At 56.5% G+C, this 25314-nt stretch carries 20 protein-coding genes and 3 pseudogenes; 18 read left to right on the top strand and 5 right to left on the bottom strand.

Annotated elements, in window-relative coordinates:
- The first annotated feature begins 158 nt into the window (after positions 1-158).
- The 4 genes from IQ22_RS04865 to IQ22_RS04850 all read left to right on the top strand — a co-directional run bounded on the left by IQ22_RS04865 (position 159) and on the right by IQ22_RS04850 (position 5765).
- The gene (locus IQ22_RS04865; RefSeq protein ID WP_145138960.1) at positions 159-929 is read left to right on the top strand and encodes an ion transporter; all 771 of its coding nucleotides are present in this window, start codon (positions 159-161) and stop codon (positions 927-929) included.
- A 203-nt stretch (positions 930-1132) separates the two neighbouring features.
- Positions 1133-2104, top strand: coding sequence for a CHAD domain-containing protein (locus IQ22_RS04860; RefSeq protein WP_145138956.1), 972 nt, complete (start codon positions 1133-1135; stop codon positions 2102-2104).
- Positions 2105-2291: 187 nt separating this feature from the next.
- Positions 2292-4940, top strand: coding sequence for a bifunctional diguanylate cyclase/phosphodiesterase (locus IQ22_RS04855; RefSeq protein ID WP_158635409.1), 2649 nt, complete (start codon positions 2292-2294; stop codon positions 4938-4940).
- Positions 4941-5417: 477 nt separating this feature from the next.
- The gene (locus tag IQ22_RS04850; RefSeq protein WP_145138949.1) at positions 5418-5765 is read left to right on the top strand and encodes a hypothetical protein; all 348 of its coding nucleotides are present in this window, start codon (positions 5418-5420) and stop codon (positions 5763-5765) included.
- A gap of 37 nt (positions 5766-5802) precedes the next feature.
- Here the strand turns inward: IQ22_RS04850 and IQ22_RS04845 are convergent, their stop codons facing one another.
- Positions 5803-6378 carry a cysteine hydrolase family protein gene (locus IQ22_RS04845; RefSeq protein WP_145138945.1) on the bottom strand — a complete coding sequence of 192 codons (576 nt, stop codon included), beginning with the start codon at positions 6376-6378 and terminating at the stop codon, positions 5803-5805.
- 203 nt (positions 6379-6581) lie between these two features.
- Complete coding sequence (locus tag IQ22_RS04840; RefSeq protein ID WP_145138942.1) at positions 6582-7886, bottom strand: sensor domain-containing diguanylate cyclase; 1305 nt, start codon at positions 7884-7886, stop codon at positions 6582-6584.
- 223 nt (positions 7887-8109) lie between these two features.
- Here IQ22_RS04840 and IQ22_RS04835 point away from each other — a divergent pair, with 223 nt between their 5' ends.
- From IQ22_RS04835 to IQ22_RS04820, 4 genes are all read left to right on the top strand, one after another.
- Positions 8110-8856 (top strand): 2OG-Fe dioxygenase family protein, encoded by a 747-nt coding sequence (locus IQ22_RS04835; RefSeq protein ID WP_145138939.1) that lies wholly within the window; start codon positions 8110-8112, stop codon positions 8854-8856.
- 103 nt (positions 8857-8959) lie between these two features.
- Positions 8960-9337 carry a GNAT family N-acetyltransferase gene (locus tag IQ22_RS04830; RefSeq protein ID WP_244308977.1) on the top strand — a complete coding sequence of 126 codons (378 nt, stop codon included), beginning with the start codon at positions 8960-8962 and terminating at the stop codon, positions 9335-9337.
- Between the two features lie 17 nt (positions 9338-9354).
- Positions 9355-10038 carry an AzlC family ABC transporter permease gene (locus tag IQ22_RS04825; protein ID WP_145139705.1) on the top strand — a complete coding sequence of 228 codons (684 nt, stop codon included), beginning with the start codon at positions 9355-9357 and terminating at the stop codon, positions 10036-10038.
- Positions 10017-10334 carry an AzlD domain-containing protein gene (locus IQ22_RS04820; RefSeq protein ID WP_145138933.1) on the top strand — a complete coding sequence of 106 codons (318 nt, stop codon included), beginning with the start codon at positions 10017-10019 and terminating at the stop codon, positions 10332-10334. The genes IQ22_RS04825 and IQ22_RS04820 overlap by 22 nt, the downstream gene beginning before the upstream one ends.
- On the opposite strand, the gene IQ22_RS04815 is transcribed toward IQ22_RS04820, so the two are convergent.
- The gene (locus IQ22_RS04815; RefSeq protein ID WP_145138931.1) at positions 10251-11177 is read right to left on the bottom strand and encodes a LysR family transcriptional regulator; all 927 of its coding nucleotides are present in this window, start codon (positions 11175-11177) and stop codon (positions 10251-10253) included. The two genes, IQ22_RS04820 and IQ22_RS04815, sit on opposite strands and share 84 nt — an antisense overlap.
- Positions 11178-11460: 283 nt before the next feature.
- Between IQ22_RS04815 and IQ22_RS04810 the strand changes: the two genes are divergently transcribed.
- A complete protein-coding gene (locus IQ22_RS04810; protein ID WP_145138928.1) occupies positions 11461-14628 on the top strand; it encodes a PAS domain S-box protein in 3168 nt (1055 codons plus the stop codon).
- Here IQ22_RS04810 and IQ22_RS04805 read toward each other — a convergent pair whose 3' ends face one another.
- The gene (locus IQ22_RS04805; RefSeq protein WP_145138925.1) at positions 14629-15726 is read right to left on the bottom strand and encodes an FAD-binding oxidoreductase; all 1098 of its coding nucleotides are present in this window, start codon (positions 15724-15726) and stop codon (positions 14629-14631) included.
- On the opposite strand from IQ22_RS04805, the gene IQ22_RS04800 reads away from it, so the two are divergent.
- The 9 genes and pseudogenes from IQ22_RS04800 (at position 15725) to IQ22_RS04775 (ending at position 23587) form a co-directional block, all read left to right on the top strand.
- The gene (locus tag IQ22_RS04800; RefSeq protein WP_145138922.1) at positions 15725-16012 is read left to right on the top strand and encodes a hypothetical protein; all 288 of its coding nucleotides are present in this window, start codon (positions 15725-15727) and stop codon (positions 16010-16012) included. The two genes, IQ22_RS04805 and IQ22_RS04800, sit on opposite strands and share 2 nt — an antisense overlap.
- A 92-nt stretch (positions 16013-16104) precedes the next feature.
- Positions 16105-17400, top strand: a complete 1296-nt coding sequence (gene gbcA / locus IQ22_RS04795) for a glycine-betaine demethylase subunit GbcA (RefSeq protein WP_145138919.1) — start codon at positions 16105-16107, stop codon at positions 17398-17400.
- A gap of 286 nt (positions 17401-17686) precedes the next feature.
- Positions 17687-18262, top strand: a pseudogene (locus tag IQ22_RS24055) (MCP four helix bundle domain-containing protein); the annotation flags it as partial.
- A complete protein-coding gene (locus IQ22_RS04790) occupies positions 18260-19348 on the top strand; it encodes a methyl-accepting chemotaxis protein (RefSeq protein ID WP_425298845.1) in 1089 nt (362 codons plus the stop codon). The pseudogene IQ22_RS24055 and the gene IQ22_RS04790, both read left to right, overlap by 3 nt.
- 233 nt (positions 19349-19581) lie before the next feature.
- Positions 19582-20346 (top strand): annotated as a pseudogene (locus IQ22_RS24290) (MCP four helix bundle domain-containing protein); the annotation flags it as partial.
- A complete protein-coding gene (locus tag IQ22_RS24285) occupies positions 20341-21204 on the top strand; it encodes a methyl-accepting chemotaxis protein (RefSeq protein WP_483247334.1) in 864 nt (287 codons plus the stop codon). The pseudogene IQ22_RS24290 and the gene IQ22_RS24285, both read left to right, overlap by 6 nt.
- A gap of 113 nt (positions 21205-21317) precedes the next feature.
- A pseudogene (locus IQ22_RS24050) lies at positions 21318-22187 on the top strand (MCP four helix bundle domain-containing protein); the annotation flags it as partial.
- Positions 22179-23042, top strand: coding sequence for a methyl-accepting chemotaxis protein (locus IQ22_RS24045; RefSeq protein WP_425298844.1), 864 nt, complete (start codon positions 22179-22181; stop codon positions 23040-23042). The pseudogene IQ22_RS24050 and the gene IQ22_RS24045, both read left to right, overlap by 9 nt.
- A 125-nt stretch (positions 23043-23167) precedes the next feature.
- Positions 23168-23587, top strand: a complete 420-nt coding sequence (locus IQ22_RS04775) for a DUF2141 domain-containing protein (RefSeq protein WP_145138906.1) — start codon at positions 23168-23170, stop codon at positions 23585-23587.
- Between the two features lie 903 nt (positions 23588-24490).
- On the opposite strand, the gene etfB is transcribed toward IQ22_RS04775, so the two are convergent.
- Positions 24491-25270: an electron transfer flavoprotein subunit beta gene (etfB, locus tag IQ22_RS04770; protein WP_145138903.1), complete on the bottom strand. Its 780-nt coding sequence runs from the start codon at positions 25268-25270 to the stop codon at positions 24491-24493.
- Between the last annotated feature and the right edge of the window lie 44 nt (positions 25271-25314).

Here is a 25314-nt window from a genome sequence, read left to right as displayed (position 1 = left end):
TCTCCAGCCAAACCGGTGAAAATGTCGCGACCGCTTTCAGGTGCATGGCCGCAGAGGATACCCTTTCGAGTCCGCGCTCCGCTGGACGTTCGGCGCTACTGAACTCTACTGCGCTGCATGCATCGATCTATAACGCCACCTTCTATCCCAGGCGAGCCATGAGAGAACGTATAAATCCTTTTCAGCTGTTGATCCTGGTCCTGTCGTTTTACGTACTAGGCGCTCTAATCGTTGACCTGACCCTGACGCTGCCGCCCGAAATCTCGCGGTTGTTGAACTACCTGGACATCATCGTCTGCGTATTTTTCTTTGTGGACTTTTGCATACGCTTTAGCGCCGCCCCAAACAAGTGGCGCTTCATGCGCTGGGGCTGGCTGGACCTGCTGGCTTCCATCCCGGCGGCCGGCTTTCAAAGCGCCAAGCTCTTTCGCGTCGTGCAAATGCTCAGACTACTGCGGGCCATCAAATCGATACAGCTGATCTGGCGATTGCTGTTTCGCAACAAGGCCGAAGGCATTGTCGCTTCGGCAGCCACCGCGACCCTGCTTTTAGTGGCCTTTGGAGCGATCACTATGCTTATGGTTGAGGCGCCGAATCCTGAAAGCTCTATCAATACGGCGGAAGAAGCGCTCTGGTGGGCCTTTGTGACCGTCACAACCGTTGGCTATGGCGACTTTTATCCGGTAACGACTCTGGGCCGGATCGTTGCCGTGCTGCTGATGATTGCCGGGGTTGGGCTGTTCGGCAGCTTTGCCGCTTATATCGGCTCGTTGGTATTGTCAGATAAAGATGAAAAAGACTCCCACGAGCAGAAAGCCGACCGGGAAATGATACGTCTCCTTATAGCCAAGGTAGATCAGTTGAGCGAAGACGTACACGGTCTGCGCCGAGAGCTACAGGACTGTCGCAAGGAAGAAAAGCCTGATTAGGCATGCCTGATGAAAAGGCGGAAGCAAACAGAGGCCAATAAAGGTCTATCAGAAAGATTCTGCCCCGCTTTTTTCATCTCTGGAGCTGACCTAGCAAAAAAATATGACAATTTAATGAATATTCATAAGCGCCACTGGTTTGCCATTGGCCGCCCCGATAACCTCGTGACCTAATACCTGTCCACTAACACCAGGAGAAAGACATGTCGTTTCGTATCCAGGCGCGCCAGCGGCCGGACGAGGAAGTCCGCCGTGTAGTGACCGAGCGTATCGAAAAAGCCAAGGAAGCCCTTGCTGCCGGCTCGGCGGAAGGCGTACATAACGCCCGCAAGCGGCTCAAGGAGATACGTGCCGTCCTGCGCCTGGTACGTGGACCACTCGGCAAGAATACCTTTGCGACCCAAAACATCCGTTTTCGCGACCTTGGGCAAGGCCTGTCCAGCCTGCGGGATGCCTCAGCCATTGTGGAAAGCTGGGATGCACTGGCCGCACAGAACCGCAAACGTTTTACATCGGCAGCCATGAAGCGTGTCCGTGCCCGCCTGGTCGAGCGTGCCGAGAACGCCGCACAGTCCGAAGCCGGTTCGGCACATACCGATCTGCTTGTCGAGCTGGATGACGCCCGTCATGAGGTGGCTACCTGGAAGCTTAAAGGCAAGGGGTTCGGCCTATTCGAAGGTGGCGTGCTGAAAACCTATCGGGATGGACGCCGCGCGCTGAAAGTGGCAATAGCCGATCCTACGGACGATACCCTCCACGAGTGGCGCAAGCGCGTAAAGGATCACTGGTACCAGACCCAGTTGCTCATGGACATCTGGCCAGCCCAGTTCAAGGCACGCCAGAAGTACCTGAAAAAACTGTCTGAGTACCTTGGTGACGATCATGATCTGGCCGTCATGCAAGACCTGTTATTGCAAGAGCCGGAGCTCTTTGGCGCCGGCACTACACGGCAGGCGCTGGGAGAGAGCATTGTGGCGCGGCGCGCTGAGTTGCAGTCTCGTGCTATTGAGTTAGGGCTGAAGGTTTATCTCGACAAGCCCAACGCACTTGTTGAGTACTGGCAGGGCCTGTGGAACATCACGGCCAAACCTGGCGCCTGGCAGAAGAAGAGAAAGACTGCCAAGCCAGCCGGCCTACTTCCACACCTGATCACCGAACCGGTCCACGACGACTGACAGAACGGCCTTAAGACTGAAGCGCCGGGCCATGCCTTGCCCGACCACTTCAGTCTTATCCTTTATGTGTCCCCGCATTACGACTATCGCTTTCAAGACTTCCTTCCGGCTGCCGATAGCAAGGCATGACCTGCAGCGTCCATGGATAAGCACAGGCACGCTTTTTCGATCTTCCAGGTTTCTCCCTATGCCCTTGCTGCCTTCTGCCTTACCAGATGACACGCCGACGCGCACGCATGCCGACCTGGCGCGCCGCGCCAATCTTGGCTTTATGGGGCTTATGCTAGGTTTGTTTTTCATCGCCAGTATCGCGCTGATACGGATCGCCCTATCGCTGAACGAGCATGAACAAAAGTACAACCAGATCGATGCACGCCGGACGCTGGACCACCGCCAGGAAATTACTACTACGGTTCTTACGGACTACGCCTTCTGGGACGATGCCTATGACTATACCCATAACCGTATCGACCTGGACTGGGTTTACGAGCGTAACAATATCGGGCCGTCCCTGTTCGATATCTACAAAATTGAAGGCGTTTTTGTCATCGGGCCGGATAACGCAACCCGCTACGGTCTCATAGAAGGACAGTTGAGTTCACAACAAGCCCTGAACTGGATCAAGGGAGACCTCCCGACTCTGCTGGCCCAGGCACGCCAGCGAGCAGCCCATGACACCTATGCACATGGTTACTTTCTGGCGAACGGGCAACCCGCTGTTGTTTCCGCCGCCGTAATCAAACCTACTGAATTGGCGCCCGGACAGTCCATCGACCAGCTTTCCCTTCTTTTATTTGTCGATATCCTGACCCCGCCTAAGCTGGCTTCCATGGCGGAAGGCCTCCGCCTGCTTGAGCTCCAGGCTGCGTTACTAGAGTCCGCCCCAACGAACGAGACCGCTAGGCAGAACGTGCCGGTTATCTTCGCAGGTGATGCCGGGCCGCCCCTCGCGTTGTACTGGCAACCCGAAAAGCCAGGAGATGCCTTGCTGCATGTTCTGCTGCCCCTGCTTATCCTAACGGCACTGATCTTTGCCTTTCTGGCGTGGCGCTTGCAATGCCGCGCTGTTGCAGCGGCCCGCTTGATCGACGTCAGCCATGAAAAGCTCAAGAAAAATGAAGAAGCGTTACGGCACAACAAAGCCCGTTTCAAAGATATAGCCGAAGCGTCATCCGACTGGATCTGGGAGACCGATACCCAGAGAACAGTGACTTACCTGTCGGAGCGGTTCACTACGGTGACAGGTCATCCTGTATCCGCCTGGCTGGGGCGTTCGCTGGATGAATTGCTGATCCACAATGCCGAGGCTTTCGAGACCCTGGCCACTACATCCGCTGGCCACTGTTCACGCGTACCGCTGCAATGCCAACTGATCGATCGCCAGCAGCGGCAGCGTAGGTGCACGTTGTCTGTTCGAACGATCACCCGGGACGGCCTCTTGTACGGTTACCGCGGTACGGTTTGCGACGTGACTGAGGAGCTCGAAGCCAAGGCACGCGTTGCGCATCTGTCACAACACGATGTGCTGACCGGATTGCCCAATCGCCCTCACATGCACACCTATTTGCAACGCTGCCTGGACGCTGGACCAACCCTCAAAAAGCCATGCCTGGTTCTGAGTTTGGATCTTGACCGTTTCAAATCCGTCAACGATACCCTGGGCCCGGTCGCTGGCGATAAAGTCTTGATGGAGGTTGCCTTCCGCCTGCAGAAAGCCGTAGGGGCCGAGGGTTTCGTGGCCCGACTGGGTGCCGATGAATTCATTCTCATTCTGCAGGGGCCTGGCCAGCCGTGCGCCATTGCTAGCCTCTGCGAGCACCTGTTGGCGCTATTAGGCAAGCCATTCCTGTTTGGAGAACATGAAATCACCTTGAGTGCCAGCATTGGCCTGGCCCAGGCACCGCTGGATAGCCTGCAAGCGAATGAACTGTTGCGTTATGCCGATATCGCCTTGTCCGAAGCCAAAACTCAAGGCCGTAATGTCTGGCAGGTATACTCATACGAAATGAACGAGCGCATCGTGCAGCGCCGCCAAACGGAACTCGACCTGAAACAAGCCCTGAGCAGCGACGAGTTGCGCCTGGAGTTCCAGCCTCGCTATAACCTGCACGGTACGGATCGTCGATTGGCCGGGGCGGAAGTTCTGGTGCGCTGGGCTCATCCTAGCCGCGGTTATCTGAGCCCAGCTCATTTCATCACTATCGCCGAGGAAACAGGCCTGATAGTGCCGCTCAGCGATTGGGTTCTGTTGCATGGCTGCCGTGAAGCAGCCAGTTGGGATAACGGCCTATTTATCTCCGTCAACCTTTCACCCGTGGAATTCCATCGCGGCGACCTGGTAAAGCGCGTGCAGACGGCACTGGATCTCACCGGATTACCGGCTGAACGCCTGGAGCTTGAGATTACCGAAAGCGTGATGATCGAGGACGCCCAGGGGGCGCTGGTCCTGATGGGTGAGCTCAAGGCGCTTGGCATCCGCCTGGCCATGGACGATTTTGGAACCGGATACTCGTCCTTGAGCTACTTGAGAACCTACCCGTTCGATGGGCTCAAGATTGACCGGAGTTTTATCGCAGATCTCAACGGTTCCGCCGATGACCAGGCCATCATCGAAGCCATTGTCGGACTAGGGCGCGCCCTATCGCTCACCATTACGGCGGAAGGCGTGGAAACCCAGGCACAGCTCGACGAGCTCATACGGGTCGGCTGCCATCAGGTCCAGGGCTACTATCTGGGCCGCCCTATGCCTGTAGAAGCGCTTAAGAAACAGATGACCACCCTCACCGCATCAGCAGAAGAGTCAGGCACGCCAGTGTTTGCCGGCGAAGGCATCTGACATGTTGCATGGGCTGGATGAAGAAAGCGCTCCCGATTTGTATATCTCGAGTTTTGCCGACTAGTCACGCCTGCATGATCGCTTATAGCTAATCATGCAGCTTCTACTTCTTTTTTGTGAGGAATTCAAACAGCAGGAAAGACGCGCTGAAGCTACGCTTAAAGCTTCTCGACCTCCTACTCTTTAGCAGGTCACGGTCAACCACTTCTAAAGGCAGCGCTGTTTGCAGCAACAAGAGTGTGATGAGCGCAACGGTAGGATGCCGCGCGAAATGATATAATATCAAAATGATATCAAGCATACTGCCAATACGAGCATAGAGCCGCTACGCTTAGGTTTCTTACATTCTTGCCGATATAAAGATCAAGCTCACCTGGCTGATGCGCCTAAGCGCCGATTCCAGGGATGGGCCGGCGGACCTTGTTCACCGTGCAGCTTATTGAGCGCCTATTCACGCCGTTTCGTTGTGGCACCGACATGAACACACAAAAACATTACGCACACCCTAACGCACCGGTACAGGAACGTACTCCCTTTAGCGTACATTCTATTTCCTGGCTGGGCGCCGTGTTGCGCAAGTTCCAGGTAGCGGAGACCGATTATGCATCGGAGCAGGCTCGCTACTCGCGCCTGGACGGCCAATCGTCGATTGAAGAAGTCCTGGCGTTCTTCGTCCTGATCAACACGCTGGTTACTCAGGCGCTCGACCGCAATCCTTTCCCCGAGCCGCTGCAATCGGAGCTGGAACGCCTCGAACATCATCTAGAGCTCACCGTAAACGGTCTACGCGCCGATTACTTACGCGACAGATCCCTGGTGCTGTAGCCGGGCAGCTTGATCACTAGCCTGCCCGGCCAGACGATCATCTAAAAGCAATCGACTCCGCCGCTTCCAATCGTACGAAAGGCCCCGCCAGGGTCACGTTGTGGTGCGCGATGATCTTTTCGGCAGGCAGCGCCTCCGTGTCCATGCAGGTATGAGCGTCTGCTGCCAGTATCACCTGATACCCTAGCGCCGAAGCCGCACGACAGGCCGTGTCGATGCAATATTGAGTTTTCATCCCGGTAACGACCAGCGTATCGACCGACTGCGCTTGCAGCCATGAATGGAGCAGGGTTCCGGTAAAACAGCTGGGCGCTTGCTTATCCACTAGCGTATCCGCCCGTGGGTCGATCTCAAGCTCCGGTATCAAGGCCCATCCGGCGCTACCCCGCTCGACTGGCGAGCCGATTGGCCCGGTATGCTGTACTGCAAAAATAGGCGCTTCTGCGGCGCGGGCCTTTGCGATAAGCCTGTTGATCGCTGACAGGACCGCCTCACCACGGAAGGGCGGCACCGGGCCGTTATACAACGCGACCTGCATATCAATAACAAGCAGCCCTGTACGGGACGCGCCACCAGCGGACGGAATACTAGGGGGCAAAGCAGACTTAGACATGGACACTCTCCGTTTTTAAGCCAGCCCGAACGGAAAGTCCCCATGACCCCATTCGGATCGGCGGGGTCTCAAGGGATACGCTGTTTTAACGCACGTACCGACCTAACGACCCGCCGAAAGCGGTCGTGGTGGTCTGGGTCGTGAAATAACGCAGGCGATACGTCATCTGCTTACCCTGAGGGGCCCTTGCTGAAATGTCAACATCACGCAGGCGTTTTGAACAGCCGGACACAGGCACGCCCGGCGCGTTTGGCCTGATAAAGCGCCTCGTCGGCATGGCGCAGTAACAAGTGCACCGAGTCGCCAGCCTCTGGATACAGCGCCACCCCAATGGAAGAAGTCGTCTGCAGCGCCCCATTGGCTAACTCCCAGGGTTCCTGCAACACCTGGCAGAGACGTTGTGCGATACGCAAAGCCTGTGTCTCGTCGGCTCCGGGCAGTACGATAACGAACTCGTCACCACCGATCCGTGCGAACAGATCGCTGGTCCGTAGGTATTCCTGGATTCGCAGGACAAACTGAATTAGCAGTTCATCCCCTGTCTCGTGGCCTTGCTGGTCATTGATGGTCTTGAAGCGATCCAGGTCTAGATAGAGTACGGCAAACGATGTTGCGTTGAGTTGCTCGATTTCCCGTTGCATGTCATCCATCAGTACACGCCGGTTGGGTATACCTGTCAGTGGATCTAGGTGTGCCATGGCCTGCAGACGCAACTCGTACTGTTTACGCTGACTGATATCGCGACAAGCGAAAACAATGCCTTCAAGAGCATTTCCTCCCTCGCTTTCAATACGCGTTACATTCGCCTCCAGCCAAACATACTCCCCTGTTACCTGCCGACAACGTAATTCTGCCTTGCGTTGAGTAATCTCTCGATTGAGTAGCTGATGAAACGTAGCGAGGACCCTGTCTCGGTCATCTGGATGAACCAGTTCGAGCATCAAATGCCCCTGTATCTCTTCTGGCGAATAGCCCAATACAGGAAGGCAGGAAGGCGATACATACCGAACGATTCCATCTGGACCCGTGACGCCAATCAGATCGGACATGTTTTCAGTAATCAACCGGTACTTTTGTTCGCTAGCCTGCAAGGCCGCCTCGGCCAACTTTCTTTCCGTGATGTTCCGGCTCACGATAACCAGGCGATGCCGGTTACCTTCACTATCGAAATGTGGAATCTTGACTACCTCCCACGTATTGATCCGCCCATCAGGACCTATAAATGACTTTTCGATACGCAGAGCTGTGCCGTTTTGCCACGCCAGCTCATCGGTGTGCGTGTTGTAGTCAAAAGCTTTTTTGTACTTCGGCCTGATAAGCACCAGCTCACCATCTGTCTTGCCGACGTAGTCGACGCCGTTTAACTCATGGGCATCAACAACCGCCTTGTTGATGATCAACCAACGTCCCTGCCCGTCCTTGAGCACGATGAATTCCTGGACCGAATCGATTAGAGCACGAAGCTGGAGCTCCGGATTGTTAGGGTCGTGCGGGTAATCAGGAAACATGATAAGAGGCTCGGAACAAGACGGAGGAAACCAGTCAGGTTATCGGCATGTCTTCTTCCAACTTCACGGCCTTCCGATCGAATGATGGGCGTTTGTGCCAAGCTGCTGCCTAGCAGACAGGTCTTGCCTGCTTTCAACCTTTATTTGAAAAGTCTGAAATTCTTTTTCATAGAGCAATTTTTCTTAAAGGTTAGATTGGAGCCTCTACGGAGCGGAGGCGATCATGATCGTTTTAAACAAGGCGGTAGGAAATTCATTACGCAATTATAAGTACGCCAATGTCAGCGGATCGGATTTCAGCCTGACCGGCCATTTTGACGAATTCGTTCGCCTGACCCAGAGCTGGGAAACCATGGAGCCGGACCCGTACTACGGGCAGGCCGAGGCCGGAGCCCGTTTTCGGCGCTACAGCGATTTTGAATACCACCCCGTCACCCAAGCGCTCACGCAGCTTGAGCACCGGCCCTATGTCCAGTCGCTGGCCAATAACCGTTACGTTGGCGGCATGGAACGGCATTTTCAGGACTTTTCTGAAGAAGTCATTGCATCGCCAGTGATTCGCAGCCTGATCGCGCTCGACTTTGAGGTCTACAAGAGTGTGCTGCCGGTGCATATGCACCATGATCAATGGCAGTGCCAGATTCATCAGATCCGCATCGAAATCAAGCCTGGCAAACAGGTGGATATCACGCCGGAAGGCATTCATTGCGATGGCTACCCCTTCAGCGGCGTGCATTTTTGGGGTAAACGAAACGTGAAGGGCGCGGAAAGCCGTCTGTATGCTGCCGATGGAACACCGCTCGCAGCCGTGACCTACGAAAACATCCTCGACACCACTTTCTTTCTCGACCGCGAGATGAAGCATTACGTGACGCCAGCGTCAACCCTCGACCCGAAGCGTCCCGCTTTTCGCCAGATCATCGCTATTTCCTTTTCCAAACCGGGGACGCGCTATGACATCGTTTGTTGAGTATGACGCGCCGGATTTTGACCGCCGGGAACCGCAGGCTGTCCGAGGGCTTGTCCATAACCCGCTAACCCTTGCACCGGCCAATGCCTTGGACGCCGAGGAGATGGTGGATTTTTTCAGGGCTTTTGAAGAGGTGGCGTTTTGTGACTGGCAGGACACCACGCGGCTCAGGCGTATTCTGCTACGGGACACAACACTCGCCTATGTCGCCCGTAACCGCTACGGCACGCTAGTGGGCGCCATTATTGGCGGTCTCCTGGGTACTCGGGGCACGATCAACCACCTCGCCGTCAGCGAGCCCTATCGCCAACGCGGTATCGGAGAAACATTGGTCGAGCGCCTGATTCGCGACATGAAACGCCAGGGCGTTCGACGGCTGTTCCTGTTCGTAGATGACGATAACGCCACGGGCCAGAGCTTTTGGGATAGCCAAGGCTTTAACGAGGCACGGGGCGAAACCACTTACGAGAAGGACTTGTGACTACTCGTACGCTTGGCATGAACCCCCGTACGCTGCGCACGTTCAGCGAGGCGAGCCCGGTGGTGGCGGGCTATTTCACCGTCTCCTTCGTATTTGGTCTGATGGCTGTAAGTGCTGGGTATCCCTTGTGGCTACCAGTTGCCATGTGCCTGTTCGTTTATGCCGGCGCCTCGCAGTTTGCGGCGCTGGCGTTGATGACCGCCGGCGCGTCGCTGCCAACCATCGTGCTGACGACCTTTTTGATCAATGCTCGCCATATGCTGATGTCGGTCTACATGTCGCGAGCGCTGCGGCCATTGGGGCTGACGCGCCTTGAGCGCTGGCTGTATGCCGCGGAGCTGACGGATGAGTCTTTTGCCTTTCACAGCAGCAAATTGCAGAACGGCGGGCCGGTTGATATACGCGACCTGATCGGCTTCAACCTGTTCTGCCACAGCGCCTGGGTGCTGGGTGCCCTGCTTGGTGCGCTGAGTTCGGCCTACACGGCCCATCTGATCCAGTACAAGCTGGACTATGCACTAACGGCCATGATGCTGTACGTGCTGGTCTCGCTGTGCGATTCCAAAATAAAACTGTTGTCCGCCGCTGCTGCGGTGCTGTGCATGGGCCTGCTCAATCTGCTGGTCGAGTCGGCTTTCAATGTATTCATCGCAACCTTTACCGGGTGCGGAGTAGGTCTATGGTTGAAGAAACGCACCTGATACTTATCGTTCTGCTGATGATGGCGGTTACGCTGTTACCGCGCACGCTGCCCATGCAGATCAATACCGAGCGCTGGCCGGCTTTTCTGACGCGTACCCTGGAATTTCTGCCCGTATCGATCGTGGCCGCCATCACCCTCGCCCCGCTGTTGGTAAATGATCAGCGGCTCGCGCTTATGCGACCGGAGGTCTTTGCGGCACTACCAACCCTACTATGCGCTTATTTCAGTAAGAATCTGCTGCTCAGTGTGGCGGTAGGCATGGCCGCGTACATTGCGCTGGGGACGATGCTGTAACGGTGTGCTGACCAGGGTATCCAGCGCCTGACACGAAAGATCAATATTGTTGACCGCCAACCGTACTTCCAGGGTGTCTTCGAAACCCGGCAAAATGGATAGGCCCTCCGTACGCGCCGTTTCGCGTGACACAAAGCCGATGCCATCCAGCTGCTTGATGAGGGAGACGGTCAACGTCTCGCTACTGGAATAGACCGTCCGGTGTGCCCAGTCCCCCAGAACCATTCCGCTGTCAGCAAACCGTTTGAAGCTTACCGAGTAAGGACACTCCTGAGCGGGCCGGATAAGAAATTTATCGCTGAGGCTAACCAGAGGATCACGCTCCAAGCCGTAATAAGCGGCCACCACGGTTACCTGCACATCCGCCAGCTCCAAGCTGGAGATACCATCACGCGGCGGGCCGATCAGCACGGCAAGGTCGATGTTGTCGTTTTTGAGCTTGCTGAGATTCTCAATGGATTCGGCACAGCTGAATTCCAGTTGATACATGCCAAACGCCTCGATCATGCGTTTAATGATGCGCTGGTTAACTTCAGCCGGCAGCGTACCGTTTAACGCCGCCTTAAGGACTCTTGGCGTGGCGCTCCGCAAGTCCGCAGCCTTGTGCTCCAGCTGCCGGGCTGCGTCGAGCACCTGCTCGATAAAGGGCATAAGCGTACGACCCCGTTCGGTCAGTACCAGCCCCTTGTGGGAACGCTGGAACATCTTGAAGCCGAACTGACCCTCGATCTTGTTCAGCTGGGCGGCCAGGGCCTGGACCGTCAGGCAGGCTTCATCCGACGCGGCGGACAGCGAGCCTGAGCGGACGACTCGCTGAAGGTTGCGCAACGTTCTGATATCCATCGTGGAAGTCCTCGGCTCAAAGAGATGCAGCGCTTTGCCGCGCGGATCGCTTGGGTCACACGCACGCAGGCCTATCTGAACAGGATTTCCCCGCTTCGGCCATGGGGGCGTTTTGCCTGCAACCACGATAGCGTTGTGCCGCCTTTTTTTACCAAGCGCTGCTTTTTGAGTGAGCAGATTGCCATTTAGTGGCTCTAATGAATCATTACGACAGCTTGTGCTCGAAGCGACGGCCTTCTATCGCCCTTGATGGCCGCCCATACGCACACCGAGGCGGCGCGCCATGAACGAGACGATTGCTTCGCTCGACCCCAGCCCTGCCATGCGCTCTGGCGATGACGCCCTGTGGCGTCTGATCTGCGAAAGCGCAGTTGATTACGCCATTCTTGCCCTGGACCCCCACAGCCGGATCACGGCCTGGAATAAGGGTGCCTGCAAACTTTTCGGCTGGACGGCAGAAGACATGCTGGGCAGCCCGCTGGAACGCTGCTTTACCCCGGAAGATATCGCCCAGAGCCGGCCGGCGTTCGAAATGCAGATGGCGCTTGAGCGCGGACGCGTTTCAAATGACCGCTGGCTGATGCGTAAGGATGGCACCCGCTTCTGGGCGAACGGCGAGATGATGCCGCTGCGTAACGAACAGGGTGAGGTCATCGGGTTCATGAAAATTCTGCGTGATCAAACGGCGCGCCACCTGGCCGACCTGAAAACGCAGGATGTGGCCGAACGCCTGCAACTGTCCAACCGGGCCACCAACGATGCGATCTGGGATCGGGATCTGCTGACCGATCATATTGATTGGAACGAGGCCATGACCCTGGCCTATGGCTACCGCCTAACGGAAATCGAACCTCAGGGCGACTGGTGGATCGAGCATATTCATCCGGACGACCGGCTCCGTATCGAGCATTCGCTTCAGGCTGCTGTCGCCAGCACTGCTCCGGTATGGAGCGACAGCTACCGATTCCTGCGCCGCGACGGCACTTATGCCGATGTGCTCGACCGTGGCTATATCATCCGTGACGAACACGGCCAGGCAACCCGGATTGTAGGTGCCATGGTAGACCTTTCGGACCTGCGAGCAGTGGAGTGCCAACTGCGGGACAGCGAGGACCGTCTGCGGCTGGCAACGTCAGCGGCCCAACTGGGTACGTATGACTATCGCCCTCAGAATGGCTGGTTGATGTGGGACGAGCGCTGCCGCGAACTGAGCGGTGTAGGGCCGGAGGATCCGGTGACCTATGAGACGTTTCTTGACTCGGTTCATCCCGATGAGCGGGACAGGGTTCATCATATTGTGCAGCAGGCGCTGGACCCCGCAGGGCCTGCCAGCTTCGAAACGGACTATCGCACCACCCACGGCGTGCGCGAACGCTGGTTGACGATCAAGGGCCGCGCCTTTTTCAAGAACGGTGTACCGATTCGGCTAATCGGTACTGTCCTCGACATCACTGAACTGCGGCAGTCGGCCGAACGCCTGCGGGAGGCTGAGTTACGCCTGCGGCTGGCCCTGGACGGCGCTCGAACCGGCGTATGGGATATTGATGCCGTCAGCGGGACCCTGCATTGGGATGCGCTTATCCACGAGTTGGTGGAGGTCGAGAAGAGTGAGCAGCAGCTCTACCCCGACGGCCTGCTGGCCGTGGTTCATCCGGACGATCGCGCCCGCGTACGGGCGGCCATGCAGGCAGCCATCCTGGGGCAGAAAAAGGGTCGAGTCGAGATCAAGTGCCGCTGCGTAGGCCACCGGACGGGGCGTACCCTGTGGGTCATTCTCAAAGGGCGTCGCGTAGTAGATGCCGATGGCCGTATACGGCTGATCGGCATTACCCGTGATGTAACGGCCGAACACGAGGCTGAACAGGCCTTGCAGGATCTTAACCTGAACCTTGAGCGGCGCGTGGCCGAAGTACTGGAGGAGCGTGCGCTCTGGGCAGATATTTTCGAAACGGCAGATACCATGATTGCCGCCGTCGACCCACACTTTACGTTGCTAGCGGTCAATCGTGCCTATGCCCATGAGTTTAAACGTCGCTTCGGCCAGTGGCCGCGCAAAGGGCACAATCTGTTGGATCTGCTGGCCCAGCACCCCCAAATGCAGGCCGAAGTTCAGGCGTTCTGGACGCGTGCCCTGGCTGGCGAGGAATTCGCGATCATAGAGTCGCTCACTGACGCACACGGCGAGCGACGCGACTACGAGCGACGCTATAGCTTGCTGCGTGACCACACCGGAGCGGTCATCGGTGCCCTACAATCTTGCCTTGATGTGACCGAGCGGCTGCGTGCCCAGGCACACCTGGCTGAGGCGCAAGAGCTACTGCGGCAAAGCCAGAAGATGGAGGCAGTCGGCCATCTCACCGGCGGTATAGCCCATGACTTCAACAACCTGCTGACCGGCATTATCGGCGCACTCGATTTGATGCAGCGCCGTATCCATGCCGCTCAATACGAGGGTATTGACCGTTACGCCACGCTGGCGACGACATCGGCCCAGCGCGCCGCCGCCCTGATCCAGCGCCTGCTGGCGTTTGGCCGCCGACAATCCCTGGACTTACGCCCTGTGGATATCAATCAACTCGTCGCGGGTATGGAGGAGCTGTTACGTCGCACCCTGGGTGAGAACATTACGCTTAACACTCACCTCAGCGCTGCCCTGCTCCCGGCCAAGACCGACGCCAACCAGCTGGAAAATGCGCTGCTGAATTTATGTATCAATGCCCGAGACGCCATGCCCCACGGTGGCCAACTTACGATCGAGACGGAAAATGTCACACTCCATACGCCTCAGAAAGACTTGAAGCCGGGGCCTTATGTAGTGCTGTCCGTTAGTGACACGGGCACAGGCATGCCGCCAGAGGTAGTGGAAAAGGTTTTTGATCCGTTCTTCACTACCAAACCTATCGGACAAGGCTCTGGACTGGGGCTGTCGATGATTCATGGGTTCGCCAGCCAGATGGGCGGGCATGTCGTGATCGACTCCAAAGTAGGCCAAGGGACGCAGGTCAGGCTGTACATGCCCAGCCATCCGCTCATACCAACCGAGATACCAACAACCGCCGAAACGCCTGCCGTTCTGGCAGCAGGCACCGGCGAATCCATTCTGGTGGTGGAGGATGAAAATGGCGTCCGCTCCGTGATTATCGAAGTGCTCAAGGAGTTGGGCTATCGGGTACAGGAGGCTGTCGAAGCGAAAGCAGCCCTGCCGGTATTGGAGTCCGATACACCGCTGGACCTGCTAGTCACGGATGTCGGCCTGCCAGGCATGAACGGTCGGCAACTGGCCGAAAAGGCACGCGAATATCGACCAAATCTCAAGATACTGTTGATTACCGGCTATGCCGGTCAGGCAGTGGTCCGCCAGGACTTTCTCGGCCCCGGCATGGAAATGCTTACTAAGCCCTTCTCCATCGAAGGGCTTGCCGCCAAGATCCGGCAGATGCTGGAGGGTTGATCAGAAGTCGATCTCCACGTCGCCCTGCGGCACGCTGCAACAGGACAGAATATAGCCTTCGGCTTCGTCTTCTTCCGTAATACCGCCGTTATGCTCCATAGCCACTGTGCCGCGTGTCTTGAGTACCTTGCAGGTGCCGCAGATGCCCATGCCGCAAGCCTTGGGAATGTGCAGGCCCAGCTTGGCTGCCGCACCGTGTACGGTCTCACCAGGCCCGACACGCACGCTCATGCCGCTGCCGGTAAACATGACTTCGCACTGGTCAGCCAAGGGTACTGGCGGGGTGTCAGCGGCCAGCCCCGCCTGCTCGATGACCTCTTCCTTGATATCGGCCGGTGTCGCGCCAAAGGATTCTTCGTGGTAACGCGCCATGTCATAGCCCATCTCGCGCAACATGGTCTTCACCGCATTCATGTAAGGCGTCGGACCGCAGCAGAAAACTTCGCGCTCGCGGAAGTCAGGGGCCATCAGTTCCAGCATGCGGCGATCAAAGAAGCCGCGATAGCCTGCCCAGCTTTCGCCCAGGTCCTGCCGTTCACAGACCAGATGCAGCGAGAAATTTGTTACCCGCGAAGCCATGTGCTCCAGCTCGCGGTGGTAGATGATGTCCTTAGGCGTACGGGCACTGTGAACAAACACCATATCCACATTGGCATTGGTATCGTAGAACCAGCGGGCCATGGACATGACCGGTGTAATCCCTACTCCGCCGGACAGCAGCAAGACCTTGTCAGCCGGGTAGTCAATGGCATTGAACAGGCCCACCGGGCCATGGACCGCCAGTTCCTGGCCTTCACGCAAGTTGTCGTGCAGCCAGTTGGAAACCTTACCGCCCGGCACGCGCTTGACCGTGATCGAAAAGCTGTAGGGCACTGACGGCGAGCTTGAGATCGTATATGACCGCATGACCTGCTGCCCGTCGATATCCAGCTCCAGCGTCACGAACTGGCCGGGCTTGAAAAAGTACATCAGCGGGACATCGGCCATAAAGCAGAACGTCCGCACGTCCCAGGTTTCCTGAATCACCTTTACACAGCGTACCGCATGGCGACCATTGGTCCAGGTCTGGGTGGTAACCGGGTTGAGGAAGCTGTTCATGCACATGGCCTCATGCGTGGGATGCCCGCCGGTAAATCAGGCGGTAATGGGTGCGATTTTGGAGAGGGCCTTTCGTCATCATTTACCTATCAACGACATCGACATGCTTACAGCGACCAGCCCAGCAGACATGGGCATTGCCGCGTCGGGAAATGATGCGGCCATGTCGTCCATGGATAAGGCCTCGATCTTGAGCGGTTTCACACTGAGCCCGCCGAACCATAAGGGATCGCGCGTGACAGGGTATCCGCTTGCAAGACTGGAGCATCGGCACCCGGCCTGCTGAAGTGTGCTGTCCTGTCCGCATCGCCTTGCGTTACAACCGTATCAGCCACCTATTTCGCCGGCGTGCCTTCGAGCCGCCGCATGAGGACTACCATGGACGTCACCTATACTTTGAGTCTGGGCGATCCGCTGGACCCGGCCCGCAAGGCCACCGCCGAGATGCTGCGCACCCGCGAGCGCACCTACTCGATGCCACAGCCGTTCTATAACGATGAGCGTCTGTTCCAGATCGACATGCAGGAAATTTTCGGAAAAGAATGGCTGATTGCCGGAATGACCTGCGAGATCCCTGCCAAGGGCAACTTCCTTACGCTACAGATAGGTGAGAACCCTATTCTTGTAGTGCGTGGCGCTGAAGGTAAGGTGCATGCCTTTCATAACGTGTGCCGGCACCGCGGCTCGCGGCTGTGTGTTACTGAAAAAGGCAAGGTTGCCAAGCTGGTTTGTCCTTATCACCAATGGACCTACGAACTAGACGGCCGCCTGTTGTTTGCTGGCACCGAGATGGGTGCCGATTTCAACATGGCTGACTTCAATCTGAAGCCTGTTCACGTGAAAACTGCTGGCGGCTACATCTTTATTTCCCTGGCCGACGAGCCGCCTGCCATTGACGAGTTTCTGCGTACTCTCGACCATTACATGGAGCCGTACGACATGGAAAATACCAAGGTCGCGGCACGCACCGACCTTATGGAGGCGGCTAACTGGAAGCTCGTCCTGGAAAACAACCGCGAGTGCTACCACTGCAACGGTTCGCACCCAGAGCTGCTCAAGACCTTGCTGGAATGGGACGACGTAACCGATCCCCGCGCCAATCAGGCTTTCAAGGATCATGTAGCGGAAAGCGCCGCCGCTTGGGAGGCCGAACAGATTCCTTATGCCCATGCCAGTTTCGGTCTGCGTAACCGTATCGTCCGTATGCCCCTGCTCAAGGGCACCGCGTCAATGACCATGGACGGCAAGCCCGGCTGCAAAAAGCTGATGGGCCGCATCAAGAACCCCGAGTTGGGCTCTATGAGAATCCTGCACCTGCCGCATTCCTGGAACCATGCCATGGGCGATCACCTGATCGTCTTTACCGTTTGGCCGATCAGCGCTCAACAAACGCTGGTCACCACCAAGTGGATCGTTCATAAGGATGCGGTGGAAGGTGTCGACTACGATGTGGAAAACCTGCGCAAGGTATGGGACGCCACCAACCAGCAGGATCGCATCCTGGCCGAGGAAAACCAGCGCGGGATCAACTCCAAGGCTTACCAGCCCGGCCCTTACTCACAGACCTATGAGTTTGGCGTGATCAACTTTATCGACTGGTACAGCGAGCGCCTGCTAGCCAACCTGGGTGAAGAACAGCCGGTGCCGCACTTGCGTCAGGTGGGTATCGACTAAACCAATCCACTTCTATGCCCTGGCCGCTTGCCAAAGATATTCAGGCAGGCGGCTCCCCAGGAGCCTTCGGATGACGTTTACCTTAATCTGCGTAATCGCACTGGCCATTTACGGCCTGGCAGCCTGTCGTCCTCTCCCACCTCGCCGTTTATAAAGCTTTCATCTGTTAGTGATGAATCGATTCATCTTTTGTTGCAACTTAACAGCAGCTACTGATCTTTTTAACCTCCAGAAATAGCAAGCCGCTCCGATACAGCCTGTACGAACCTCCTCCCTATTTCACTGCATGGGCGTGCTGTACGTAGCGTGCCTATCAAGAGAACTCTCTGTGAGAAACTTAAAGATCGCTCATCGAACCCTGCTATGTTTCGGTGTCATCGCCGCGCTCCTGATGGCGTTGGGTACATTCAACCTGCTGCAGTTGTCCGATATTCGCAAGGCAGGTACTGAAATAGAGAACAGCTGGCTACCCGGGCTGGCCAGTGCCGACAAGATCGCCATTAACGTTGGCACCATTCGCCTTGAAACCCTGCGCCTCATTACCACTAACGATCCGGCTATCCAGCGGACCTCGAACGCTCTGGTCGAAAAGCTGGACGCCCAGGTACAAGCCGAACTGGTAGCCTATGAGAAAACCATTTTTCTCGAGGAAGACCGCCAGGTCTTTAACGACGCCCATGCCCGTTACCGGGACTACATGACGGGCGTTGCAACCATTCAACGGTTAGTAGCCCAGCAGCAAACCGAACAGGCAGCTCAGTTTGTAGTAAATACGCAGATTGCTGCAGGCCGTAACCTAGCCGACAGCCTGTTAAAAATGCAGCAATACAACATCGACGAAGCGGCTAAATCCGGCGCCGTGGCTAGCTCGCTGTATGAGCATGTACGATGGGTCTCGGTTCTGGTAATCCTGGTAGCGCTGGTGATTACCGCTGTACTGGCCTGGATCATGACAGGCAGTATCGTTAACCCCATTCGCCAGGCTGTTGAAGTCGCCAAACGTATCGCTGGTGGCGACCTGAGCCGAGCCATTTCGGTAAAAGGCCAGGATGAGGCAGCCGAATTGCTCGTTGCTCTGTCTACAATGCAAGATAACCTGCGCTCTACGATTGGTCAGATCAATGATTCCGCCCATCAGCTCTCCAGCGCGGCGGAAGAAATGAATGCCGTGATGGACGAAAGTACGCGTGGCTTGCAACGCCAGAACGACGAAATCGAGCAGGCGGCCACGGCCGTGAACGAGATGACCGCCGCGGTGGAAGATGTCGCTACGAATGCCGTCTCAACCTCTCAGGCTTCTCTGGCAGCCAGCCAGTCCGCTGCGCAGGGCCAATCCCAACTCAGCGAGGCGATTTCCTCTATTCAAGCCCTGACCAGCGACGTGCTGGGCGCTTCTCAGCAAGCCGAAGCCCTGGCGACCCAAACCCAGAACATCAGCAAGGTGCTGGACGTGATTCGCGCTGTAGCCGAGCAGACCAACCTGCTGGCCTTGAATGCCGCCATCGAAGCGGCCCGGGCTGGAGATGCTGGTCGCGGTTTTGCCGTGGTGGCTGACGAGGTTCGCGCCCTCGCCCATCGCACCGGTGAATCCACTCGTGAAATCGAAAGCATGATCGATAGTATCCAACAAGGCACCGGCCAAACGGTAGACGCCTTGCAGACCAGCGCCGAGCGTGCCCGTAGCACGCTGGACAAGGCCAACGCTGCCGGTCAGGCGCTGTCGGTCATTACTGAAAGCGTGGCAGGTATCAACGACCGTAACCTGTTGATTGCCAGTGCGTCGGAGCAGCAGGCGCAAGTGGCCCGCGAAGTGGACCGCAACCTGGTCAGTATTCGCGACCTTTCCGTGCAGACGGCGACCGGTGCTCAACAGACCAGCGCCGCCACTCAAGAAGTGTCCCGCTTGGCCACGGACCTTAGCAGCTTGGTCAAGCGGTTTATCGTTTAAGACTTAGCCTTAGCCCTAAAGCCTTCTCTGGCGTCTGATGACGCCAGAGTTCCTTCCGTTGCAACACGTCACCAACTGCGTTTGCCCTGACAAGACAACACCTTTTTGACGCTCCGTAAAAGATCGATACATGGTCTTCAGATCTCGCTTGTCTTCCCGATATTCTTCCTGCTGCACCTAGCAGAGCGGTAGCGACGTCTGTCGTGTTTCCCTTATTTCCTAGGATTAAGTCGATGTTTAGAACCCTCAAGATTTCCCAACGCACGCTGCTGTGCTTTGGCATTGTCGCCCTGCTACTGATTGCACTGGGCGGTTTCAACCTCCTGCAAATGGCAGACATTCGCCGCGCCGGTCAGGTTATCGAGTCTGATTCTATGCCCAGCCTGGCCACGGCCGATGAAATCGCGCTTAGCATCACCCGTATTCGCGTCGAGGTGCTGCGACTGGTTGCCAATGACGACGAAAGCGTACAAGCCAAGAGCAACGACCTGATCGCTAGCTTGGCCAATCAAATAAAGCAGAAATTCCGCGACTACGACGGCTTGATGTCCGATCCTCGAGAAAAGGAAATTGTTGGTACTCTCGAAGCGACCTTCACACAGTACATGGAGATTCTTGGAAACGTCCAAGCGCTGATCGCTCAAAACAACACGGAGGAGGCGTCAAAGGTCATTAATACCTTCCTGGCCCCCTTGGGCATCAAGGTCAACGAGCAGAACCTGCTCCTGCAGTCCTATAACGAGGAAGATGCCGCTGAGGCCAGCCAACAGGCGGCCGACAGCTACAGCCAGGCACGCATTGTCATTTTTGCGATCATTTTCATGGCTTTGGCGGCCACCCTGATCCTGGCATTTCTGCTGACGACCAGTATTGTAAAACCTATCGGGCAGGCCGTGGACGTGGCCAAGCGTATTGCAGCAGGTGACCTGAGCCGTAGCATCACTATTGAAGGCCGGGACGAAGCTACCGATTTGCTCAATGCCTTGTCCAGCATGCAAACAAACCTCCGTTCCACCATCGGCCAGATCAGCGACTCGGCGCAGCAACTGTCGGCGTCTGCCGAAGAAATGAGCGCCGTGATGGAAGAAAGCACTCGCGGCTTGCAGCGGCAGAACGATCAGATCGAATTGGCTGCCACGGCCGTGAATGAAATGACTGCCGCTGTTGAGGATGTAGCCAGCAACGCCGTAAACACCTCTGAAGCATCTCAAGCATCCAGCCAATCCGCTCAAGAAGGCCGTACACAACTCAGCGATGCAATCACTTCAATCGAAGCGTTGACTAGCGAGGTCTTGGGTGCCTCTCAAAGCGCCGAAGAGTTGGCCGAGCAGACTCGTAACATCAGTAAGGTACTGGACGTGATCCGTGCTGTGGCCGAGCAGACCAACCTGCTGGCACTCAACGCGGCTATCGAGGCCGCTCGCGCCGGTGAGGCTGGCCGCGGTTTTGCCGTGGTGGCTGACGAGGTTCGCGCCCTCGCCCATCGCACCGGCGAATCTACCCGCGAGATCGAGGGCATGATCGGTAGTATTCAACAGGGCACCGGCCAGACTGTGGATGCGCTACAAAAAAGCGCTGAGCGTGCCCGTAGCACCCTGGAAAAAGCCAATGCCGCCGGCGAGGCGCTATCGACTATCACCTTGAACGTAGCTGACATCAACGACCGCAACCTGCTCATCGCCAGCGCCTCCGAGCAGCAGGCGCAGGTAGCCCGTGAGGTGGATCGCAACCTGGTCAGCATTCGTGACCTGTCGGTACAGACCGCCACAGGCGCCCAGCAGACCAGCGCCGCTACTCAAGAGCTTACGCGCTTGTCAGTTGATCTGAACGGTCTGGTCCGTCGCTTTTCGCTGTAACTCCCTAAAACGGCTCTGCACACTGCAGGGCCGCTTCCTCCCGCGCTGTCTAGCACAAGCTTTTGGCCACTCCTTCGATTCTTTATCAAGGACGTAGCCAGCCTGCTCGCAGCATGATTGCACCTGATGGTCGTCCTCAAGAATCTCTTCGCCAAGCAGATATAAGGTTAAACCCAGCTCTTTTGCCAGCTTATGACTCTCTGCAGGACAGCATCATGTTAAGAAAAATAAGGATTGCTTACCGAACCTTAATGTTTTTCGCCTTGGTCGCCTTGCTACTTGTGGCACTAGGGCTGTTCAGCCTGTCGCAAATGGCCGTGATCCGAGGGTCAGGGGAAGAGGTCGAAACCCATTGGATGGCCAGCCAGGCAACGGCTGATGGCATGGCGCTCAGCTTTGCTCGCGTCCGCACCGAATCTCTGCGTCAATTGGCATTCAAGGACCCGGAGACACACAAGAAGAGTGACATGTTGATTGCCTCCTCTATAGAGGAAATCAAGCAGGGTATGCAGAAATATGAGGCTCTGATCGCATCCGAAGAGGAAAGACAGGTCTACAAAGCTGCTGAGGAAACCTTTCAGCACTACGCCGAGGTGTTGGCGGAGCGGCAGCGCGTCCTAGCACGTGACCCATCGGATGCGGCCATGGGCCCCATCAATGCCAAGCTGTCCTCGCTCGGCCCGGTATTTGGCGAAAAGCTGGCAGCGCTGCGCACGTTCAACCAGGAAGGAGCACAGCAGGCGGCTACGCTATCGGCAGACACCTATGCCAAGGCGCGTGTCATCGTGATCGCCGTCATCCTGCTTGCTCTGGTAGTAACCATTATTCTAGCGTTTACACTCACTAAGAGCATCGTGACTCCGATTCGTCAGGCGGTGCGTATTTCCGATCAGATTGCCCAGGGCGACCTGAGCTATCGGATCACCTTGGAAGGCGACGACGAAGCCACTGAGATGTTGCAGTCGCTTACCCGCATGCAGGACAACCTGCGCCAAACCATCAGCCAGATCGGTGATTCCGCCCACCTGTTGTCTGCTTCGGCCGAAGAAATGAGCGCCGTGATGGAGGAGAGCAGCCGCGGTCTGCAACGTCAGAATGGCCAGATCGAAATGGCCGCTACAGCCGTGAACGAGATGACCGCTGCCGTAGAGGATGTCGCTACAAACGCCGTGTCTACGTCAGAAGCGTCCCGTGTGTCCAGCGAGTCCGCTCAACAGGGTCGGATCCAGCTGAGCGATGCCATCGACTCGATCCAGGCGCTGACGCATGATGTGCTGAGCGCCTCCCAGCGGGCCGAAGCCCTAGCCGCACAGACTCAGAACATCAGCAAAATGCTGGACGTGATTCGCGCCGTAGCCGAGCAGACCAACCTGCTGGCCTTGAACGCCGCCATCGAAGCGGCCCGGGCTGGAGATGCTGGTCGCGGTTTTGCCGTAGTAGCCGACGAGGTTCGCGCCCTCGCCCATCGCACCGGTGAATCCACCCGCGAAATCGAGAGCATGATCGGTAGCATCCAACAAGGCACCGGCCAAACGGTAGACGCCTTGCAGACCAGCGCCGAACGTGCCCGTAGTACGCTGGACAAGGCCAACGCTGCCGGTCAGGCGCTATCAGTTATTACTGAAAACGTGGCAGGTATCAACGACCGCAACCTGTTGATTGCCAGTGCTTCTGAAGAGCAGGCGCAGGTGGCCCGTGAGGTGGATCGTAATCTGGTCAGCATTCGAGACTTGTCGGTACAGACGGCCACGGGCGCCCAGCAAACCCAGGCCGCTACCCAGGAGCTCTCCCGTCTGGCAGCCGACCTCAACGGTCTGGTCAAACGCTTTTCACTATGATGTCGCTTAGGGTGTATGACGTAGCACGGTGTCATACACCCTGAAAGAGCCCGACCGGTACGCTGGCTGTTCGCGTGGATCACCGCTATCGTTCAACCCTACTTTTTTGGCTGAACGGAGCAGGCATGAAACGCTTTCTGGCATCACTGATAGGCTCTGCCTGGCTGCTGGGCCAGGCCCAGGCGGCTGACCTCGAAGTAAACTTTACCCAATTAAAAGAGCCGACCGGCGAGTTGCTAGTGGCAGTATTCGATTCGGCTGCTCACTGGGAGGCCAGCCGGCCGCTTGTGGCCTCTGCCTATGTGCCGGTAACTGCAACAACTGTCCATCATGTCTTTTCCAGTTTGAAACCTGGTACCTATGCCTTGTCCGTTATTAGAGACGTGAATGGCAATCGTGAGCTGGATACCAATTTCATTGGCATGCCTACCGAACAGTATGGATATAGCAACAATCCGCCCTTACGCATGCGTAAAGCCACATTTGATGAAACTCGATTTGAGTTGAAAGAGTCTGGGCACGTACTACAGGTTGAGTTGCGCTGAACGGCTATATAGCCCTAAAAATCTGTTCAAAAAATGAGCAAAGCTCTGGAGGGCCCGCCAGCCTTGGACTCCAGCAAGGCATGAACACCCTATCCACATGCGCAGTCACAGCAATTGTGCACAGTGTGGTTAGGGCTTTATAGAATTGGTCAAAAAACGATCAAAACTCTGAAGGGCACGTCAGGCAAGGCTTCCAGAAGAGAGCGAACACCCTATCCACAACCCCGCACACATAATTTGTGAGAAGTGCACCTGTAGAGTAAGGGTGTCCGCCAGCGGTAGTACTCAAGATCGAAGCGTATTAGGTCTAAACGCTTTGTTTGTACGCAATAAGCTCTTTGTATCGTCGTAGGTAAACGCGTGTTTCCACCTGTTATTTTCCATTCGCAAACAGCTTATCCACAATTCATCCTCTGGTTGATCAGAGCTTTTTACCCAAAAACAGGATAAGACACGGTGGATAAGTGAGGTATAGCGTATTGACTTTACCAGATGACCTAGCTCCTATTTTTTAAGCCTGTCAACACTGATCAACAATACAGTAGTTGCCTACAGCCCTTATGCCGTCCTACTTACAGCATATTTCGAACAACTTACGCACATAGTTATCCACAACATTTGGTGCTAAGGCGTTAGAAGGCTCATCCAAAATTGTCTATTTTTTAACCAACTCCATAAAACCCTTATGAATACTAGGGTAGAAGAGTTATCCAACAGATTATCCACAGGTCAATGCACATTATTTGGGGGTGTTTTTGGGGGTTTTATGGAGGATACGCAAAGTTTTGACCACTCCAGATACTGGGTGAGTGGTTGGGAGGGTAATAAACAAGAGATAAGCGGCCATTTAAGTGGCTCGGAAGGAAGAAAGGCTCGCCGAACAGGCGCGAGCCTGGGAAAACTCTAGCGAATGACGCCCTCTTCACGCAAAAGTTTGAAGATTGCCTCGGCGCCCGCTTCAGGCGTGACATCACGCAGAATCTGGCCACCATCGCCAGACGCCTTGGCCGTCGCTGCGCGGAAACGGTCGGCTGCGGTTTTGGCCTTGATGACCTTAAGGCGCTTGGGTCGCGGGCGGGACGGCTGTAAGGTCGACTCGCTCAACAGAATGTCATCGACGACCTCAACCTCCTGCACCTCGATCTGTCCTCGTCGCGCCGGGCCAAAAGCACTCTGCCGCGCCACCGGGGCGGCATTATCCACACTAGCCACAAATGGCAGACGTACCCTGAGCCGCCGTCGCTGGCCTCGTGGCAGTGCCTGCAAGACTTGAGCGGAGCCACCTTCAATGGTTTCTACCTCGGCCAGCCCAACGACCAGAGGCCAGCCCAGGGCTTCAGCCAGCAGGTACGGCAGCATGCCGGACCCTTCTCCCGTTTCGGCCTGCGTACCGGTAAGAACAACCTGTACCGATGCCTCCCGCAGATAGTCGACCAGAACCGGCAGGGCATCAGCTCCCTTGGGCTGCTCCAGTACATGCAACGCTGGAATACCCATACCCAGGTAGCCCCGTAAGGCTTCTTCATAAGGGTTACCGGCATGCAATAGTTGCAGACGGTTGCCCGCGAGATGCAATCCCAGCTCGACGGCACGCGCGTCCTGCTCGGCCCGTCGGGCGCGTCCCGAGGTGGGATGAGCGCCTACGGAAACCAATGTAATGACCTCTAATGAAACGTCAGCCATGGTGTTCTCCTCATCCCCTTCGTATGGGCTGCGTCTTCCCAGCC

The sequence above is a fragment of the Pseudomonas duriflava genome (assembly GCF_007830155.1).
In the GTDB taxonomy this organism is placed as follows: domain Bacteria; phylum Pseudomonadota; class Gammaproteobacteria; order Pseudomonadales; family Pseudomonadaceae; genus Chryseomonas; species Chryseomonas duriflava.
Note: the sequence above shows the minus strand (reverse complement) of the source record. Positions and strands in the feature narration are given on the sequence as shown.